Genomic DNA, 6,461 nt, shown 5'->3' on the forward strand with positions numbered 1-6,461 from the left:
TCAATGGTGACTTTTGTGACCAGAAATGGATTCGGGCATACCTAATTCTTTATGCATATGGTACCTTAATAAAAAATGACGAAACGTCAAAAATCATAAGAGAGGATAAATCATGGATGGAATACCCAGTTTCACTGAGCTTTATCGTTATTCGGATAATGCCTACTTTGCAGATAACTACACCAAAGAAATAGATTATCAGGGCGAATCTGCCATGGAGGTTTATCTCCGGGTGATGAACAGCACTCCGGATTGGGTGAACAAGCTGATGAAAATCCGCAATGAAGTGGTTTCTAGAATGGGCTTGAAACATCTTGGTAATCTCGATGACTTTTACCCCAAGAAAACGGCGGATGACTATCAGGTGGGCGATAAAGTCGGCATTTTCGAAATGATCTACAAATCGCACTCAGAAGTGATCATGGAAGACAGGGATAAACATCTGGACGTAAAGTTGTCATTCTTTGTTGAACCTCACGGTGACAAAGCCTTGGTGACGGCAAGTTCTGTTGTTCACGTGAAAAACACCTTCGGCAAGGTATATATGTTCTTTGTTGGGCCCGTACACAAAATTATCGTGCCAGCGACACTCAAGAAGCTATGATGTGAAAATTGATACGAAGCATAATATCTTTCAAGCCATCTATTGGTTATCAGGGTATGCGTTGTGCTTCGATTCCTTCCTTCACTAAAACACTTTTCGCTAGTTGTTGCTTTAGCGCTTTTCTTCGGCTCAGTAACAAGCTCTCACGCTTTAACTCCTGAAAGCTGTGATATTGAAGTCTCTGATCTCAACCTGCGCTATGACAATCGTCTCGATTACCAAAACAAAAACGTCCCTACCGATTTCTTCCTATTGGTTTACTCCAATTCGCCGGGCTTTTGTAAAGCCATGGAACGAAAAGGCCGTGAGGCGTCTGTGCAGTTTCAGTGTGACTCTGGGAATGACTTCGGTTGGGTGGTTCATGGTCTTTGGGGAGAGTCAGAAAAGGCTTATAAGTCAGGCAACAATAAAGGGCACCCTCGATTCTGCAAGGGCGACTTAGCGCCATTGCCGTTGGAAACTATCAAGCCATATCTGTGTATGAGCCCGGGCACGCGCCTGCTGCAAGGGCAGTGGGAAAAACATGGTGCGTGCGACTTTGAAACAGCAGAAGCGTATTTCGACAAGACGCTCGAACTTGCCAGCCAATTCAAGCTGCCGCCTGCTGACTTGAACGCCAAGAAAGCAATTCGCTGGATGCGTGATAACAATGCAGAGCTAAAGAACACCTGGCTGCATCAAAGCCGTCATGAGTTTGGTATCTGTTTCGACAAAAACTTCAACCTCATGTCCTGCCCGAGAAAACGCTAAACGGGCTTTTCGGCGGCATCGCTATCGTCGGCTATGTAGTTGGCTTTAGCGATGTCGTCGAGCAACTCATTAATCTTCTCTGCTTCTTCAACCGAGGCTCCATCTAACAACGCTTCCTGCAATAGGTTGTTAATCCGCTCTTTCCTCAAAATAAACAGGTCATGCAGTGAATAAGCGACTTCCAAGCGCCGTTTAGGGAACTGCTCAATCAAGTGGCGTAGCATGTCACCACCTTTTTTCGGATAGGCGAGCACGATGTTTTTCGCAACGTCATGTGCATTCAGCGAAGAGCCTTGTAGAGCAAGTTTAATCAAGATGCCTGGGTCTGACGGATTCTGACCAAGCGCTGCAATCAGAAGTTTTAGCTCCGGGTTGGCTTTGTCGATGTCTTTGAAATCCATCATTGGGTCATAATCACTCGAACTCCCCATAGGTTGCACGTTGACCTTGAAGGAAGAGGCCGCTGGCAAGGTTTCTGTGCGAACAAATAGCTTGCGTGCCATCAGGAAGACAAAGACGAAAATATGAACCGTAATGATGTAATAGTAGAGCCAGACGACGTCGAACTCATTCATCAGGAAACTCGCCACAATCGGCCCAATCACACCACCGACGCCTAGCAATATTTGCATAGTACTGGTGGCAGGCATGGCTTCTTTTTGTTCAATGTGGTCAAACACCTGAGTAACAGCAAGCGGGAAAAGTGCCACGCCTGAACCGCCTGATACCCAAAACAGCACGGCCAACAATTCGATCGGATAAGGGTAAAAGTTATCAAGCACTATCAAGCTGTTGCTGATGATCCCCATAAACATGAGACCTGATGCCACGACACGTTTGTCGTAGCGATCGGCCAGCCACCCGGTTGGAAACTGAGTGAGCAAACCGCCCATTTGGTAAGAACCCAGGATCAGTGATAGCCAGATACCTGAGATCCCTTTGCTGTAAGCGTAAAGAGAGATAAGTGAAACGCTGGCTGCATTAATCAACCCGGCACAGAAACAAGCGAGCGTGCCTGAAGGGGAGTATTGCCAGAGCTTTTTAAGAGAAATCGGTGTCGCGCGTTTGGGCAATTCCGGTGCCGGTAACCGGCTCATTGACATGATGATGAGGGAAACACAAAGGAATACCGAAATCACCCCAAACAGCCGTGGGTCGTTTTCGTTAAATGCGCTGAAAAGAAAGGGAGCGGTACCGAATCCAATCGCAAAACAGATCTGGTAGGTGCCGTAAACACGGCCTCGGTTACTTCGGTCACTCAGTACATTGAGCCAACTTTCCAGTGTGATGAATGACGTGACATAGCAGAAGCCTGCAATCGCGCGCAGTGCGGCGGTAACAACAATATCGGTCGTGTAGCTATGAACAACAGACACAATAGACAGGGTTGCTGCCATTGAGGCAAATGCGCGAATGTGTCCGGCACGGAGCACTGCACGGGAACCAAACAACCCTGCACAAATTGCGCCTACAGCAAACATACTCATTGCCAGACCAATATCGGCTGTCGGGTAGCCGTTTTCCTTCATGCGGATAGGTAGCATGACGAAAAAGAGGTTGTGGCTGATAGCAAACCCAAATATCGTGAAGAGTATGGGTCGTATCCGTATGAATATATTCGCTTTCATGTCCGTATATGCCGAGTAGTGCCAGCTCCAAGAAAGAATGATTGGAGCTTTGTTATGCGTGGTTTAAAGAGCAAAAAATGAAGTTTTTATGAGGGTTTTCTATCAAACCGGCTCTGAGCTTCAAAAATGCGTGTTAGCCTAAAAATGTTACCACTGAGAGTACGTGGAAATGAGAGAACTCAAAGGCTTTCACTGCTGGCTCTCGTAAATCCGACATGTTTCTTATTCATGAATGAGTATGGTCTAGTTTTGCTAAATCTGAGGGAATGAATCATGGAAAGATTTCGCGTATCCAACCAATTAGAGCACATGAATATCGACCTCATTCATCAGGTGATATCAGCGTCCTACTGGGCGAAAGGCATTCCAAAGGCGACGTTAGAAAAGGCATTGGCACATTCTCTCTGTTTTGGAGTGTTTGATGAAAACGACACGCAGGTAGCGTTTGCCAGGATGATCACTGACCGGGCGACGTTTGCCTATCTGGGAGATGTATTTGTGGTCGAAGAGCGTCAAGGGGAAGGCATTGCCAGAGTATTGATGGACAGCATTGTGGCACATCCGGACCTTATAGGTCTTCGTCGGACCATGTTGGCAACCCGTGATGCACATGGGTTATATGAAAAGTATGGTTTTACGCCGATTGCCAATCCTGACTCATTAATGCAGATATGGCACCCAGACATATATAAATGAAACGCGATCAGGGATTACTAATATTCTGAAGTGCACGAGTTTAAAGGAATAAGGATGACAGCGATAAGAAAATTCAAACAGGAAGATAAATATGACGTATTTAAAATATTCTTAGCGGAAGAACAAGTCAAATTTACAGCGCCACCAGAAAATTTCATCAGTGATGTTGATGAAAACATTACTCGATTTCTGATTGTCCAAGACGATGTCATTGTTGGCTACTTCAAAATTGATAGTGCTTTTAATTCTGAAATCGTTAGCGATGGGAATACAGGGGTAGGGCTTCGAAGTTTTGCTATTGATTGTCGCTACCAAGGAAAGGGGATCGGTAAAAAGGCGGTCTCATTATTGGCAGACTCTATCTCCCTTGAGTTCCCTGACGTCTCTTGGCTCTATCTGACGGTGAATTGTAAAAACATGGTTGCTTATCAGACATACCTTAAAGGGGGCTTTGAAGATACAGGATCACTGTATCACGGTGGTCCTGTGGGACCTCAACATGTGATGAGGATGAAGTTGCATAAATAAAGCCACTGAAACAGACATCCATTCAGTCTTTGTCCGAATCGGTAGACGGCAATAAACTGAATACATTTATTGATAGATTGAATTTAAATGCTCTTGTATGTTTATCTATTCTGTTGAACTTGTCAGTTAATACTATTGGATGCTGTTTCTTGTTTAAATAAATAACTAGAATCACTCGCTAATTTTATTCCTTTACACCCTTATCTCATTTTGAAAACTTTGACTGTGGAATGAGCATTATATTTTTATTGTTGGCCATACTTCTTCTTCTTAATAAATTGTGATTTTCCTTCCTTTAATAAAGTTTCAATAAAATGAATTTCTGGCAGATTAATGAGCTGGGTGTTTGACTGAACTCGTCAATTAAAAAGGACGACAAAATGAAAACATTCAACGTTAGTACAAAGAAAGTGTTAGTGGTGGCAATGAGTGCCGCATTACTGACGGGCTTTGCGGGCTGTGAAGACCCAAGATGGGTGGCGAACAAAGTCAGCAAAGCAATGAAAGAGAAAAACTTGTTTGACCATCTTGAGGCGCTCGAAGCAGCTGCCATTCCAACACCAGATGGCAATTCTATTACCCGTGCAGCGGGCACCGATGGTTATGCAAATTCTGCTGACTACATTAAGCAGACGCTGGAAAAACATGGCTACGAGGTGACACTGCAGGAGTTTGATTTCCGCAGTTGGGTTGAACTTGATGGCACGACCCTCAGCGTTAATGGGCAACAACTTGTGCATGTCCGTGATGCGACAGATGACATTCCAGCAGATTACGCCGCCATGTCCTATTCTGGCAGTTCAGATGGTGCAATCAGCGCCGACATTGCTTTTGTGACTCCCGATTTTGATTTTGAATCACCAGATTATGACGACACCGATGGCTGTGAAGCATCGGATTTTGACGGCGTCGATGTGACAGGCAAAGTTGCAGTTATTCAACGTGGTGGCTGTACGTTTGATTCAAAAGTGGTCAACGCCGAAAATGCTGGTGCGGTCGGTGTTATCGTATTTAACCAGGGTAACAACGATGGTCGTAAGAGCGTGGTGAATGGTACTTTGGGTAGCGACTCAGAAGCCACCATTCCAGCGTTTGGAGCACGTTATGACCTCGGTAAAGAATGGTATGACGCGTTGGAGTCAGGTGCGATTACCGCAGCACTTTCTGTTCAAACCGAAGACGAAATTGTGGTGACGGAAAACTTATTGGCTGAAACCAAAGCAGGCGACCCAGATCAGATTGTCATGGTTGGTGCGCATTTGGACTCAGTACAAGAAGGGCCTGGTATTCAAGACAATGGTTCAGGTTCAGCTGCGATTCTTGAATACGCTATCCGCCTTAAGAAGAAAATGAAGCGACTGCCAGTCACCCAGAAAAACAAAGTACGCTTTGCTTGGTGGGCGGCAGAAGAAGCGGGTCTTGTTGGTTCTGAATATTACACCGGAGAAGTATTCGGAGCCTACTACGCGGATGCGCAAGCACAAATCATGGAAGAGTTGGGTATCACGGATCCAAGCGAACTGACTGATGAGCAGTATGAGCTTATCGAAGCACGTTATCTGGAAATTAATCCGATTAAGATGTACCTCAACTTCGATATGATCGCGTCTCCAAACTACATCTACGGTGTGATGGATGGCGACTTGTCAGACACCAAAGACAGCCCTGATAACGCTTACCCAGGCGACTTTGAGCCACCAGAAGGCACAGGCCATATTGAAGGTTTGTTCAACGAATTCTTCAATGACAATGACGAGACCACAGTACCTCAAGCCTTGTCAAAACGTTCAGACTATTCTGGCTTTGCTGATTGGGGTATCGCATTTGGTGGCTTGTTCACTGGTGCAGAGAAAACCAAATCAGCCGAAGAAGTTGAGCAGTTTGGCGGTGAAGTAGATGTTGCCTATGACAAGTGTTATCACCAAGCGTGTGATGACGTGAACAACGTGAACAGTATTGCGATGGAAATGAACTCTCGCGCACTGGCTTACGTGGCAACCTTCTATGCGATGAGTGAAGATTTGTATGCTGATGATAAGAACCAGCAAGACGCAGCTCCTGAGCAGCGCACATTGCTGAGGACACTGGCAGTTCATGATGACCATGAGCACGAACATCGTATCGGGGAGAAGATCAAGTCAGCCTCACGTGAAGTGGCAGACCACGGACACTTCCACGGCGACTTCGACCAAGATCGTAAGTAACCATGAAACCTAAATAGCAAGGGAGCCAGATGGCTTAATGCCGATCAGTTA

6 protein-coding genes are annotated in these 6,461 nt (G+C 45.6%); 5 read left to right on the top strand and 1 reads right to left on the bottom strand.

The window, feature by feature from the left end:
* Positions 1-112: 112 nt before the first annotated feature.
* Positions 113-604 (top strand): DUF2867 domain-containing protein, encoded by a 492-nt coding sequence (locus RN22_RS19215; protein WP_046306786.1) that lies wholly within the window; start codon positions 113-115, stop codon positions 602-604.
* A 63-nt stretch (positions 605-667) separates the two neighbouring features.
* On the top strand, positions 668-1,354 hold the full coding sequence (locus RN22_RS19220) for a hypothetical protein (RefSeq protein WP_052737570.1): 687 nt from the start codon (positions 668-670) through the stop codon (positions 1,352-1,354).
* Here RN22_RS19220 and RN22_RS19225 read toward each other — a convergent pair.
* Entirely contained in the window at positions 1,351-2,982 is a 1,632-nt protein-coding gene (locus RN22_RS19225; protein ID WP_046306789.1) for an MFS transporter, read from the bottom strand. The two genes, RN22_RS19220 and RN22_RS19225, sit on opposite strands and share 4 nt — an antisense overlap.
* Before the next feature lie 273 nt (positions 2,983-3,255).
* Here RN22_RS19225 and RN22_RS19230 point away from each other — a divergent pair, with 273 nt between their 5' ends.
* The 3 genes from RN22_RS19230 (at position 3,256) to RN22_RS19240 (ending at position 6,410) form a co-directional block, all read left to right on the top strand.
* Positions 3,256-3,678 (top strand): GNAT family N-acetyltransferase, encoded by a 423-nt coding sequence (locus RN22_RS19230; protein ID WP_046306792.1) that lies wholly within the window; start codon positions 3,256-3,258, stop codon positions 3,676-3,678.
* Between the two features lie 54 nt (positions 3,679-3,732).
* The gene (locus RN22_RS19235; RefSeq protein WP_046306794.1) at positions 3,733-4,206 is read left to right on the top strand and encodes a GNAT family N-acetyltransferase; all 474 of its coding nucleotides are present in this window, start codon (positions 3,733-3,735) and stop codon (positions 4,204-4,206) included.
* A gap of 380 nt (positions 4,207-4,586) precedes the next feature.
* A complete protein-coding gene (locus RN22_RS19240) occupies positions 4,587-6,410 on the top strand; it encodes a M28 family metallopeptidase (protein ID WP_046306796.1) in 1,824 nt (607 codons plus the stop codon).
* Positions 6,411-6,461: the final 51 nt, after the last annotated feature.

The sequence above is a fragment of the Grimontia sp. AD028 genome (assembly GCF_000973155.1).
GTDB lineage: Bacteria > Pseudomonadota > Gammaproteobacteria > Enterobacterales > Vibrionaceae > Enterovibrio > Enterovibrio indicus.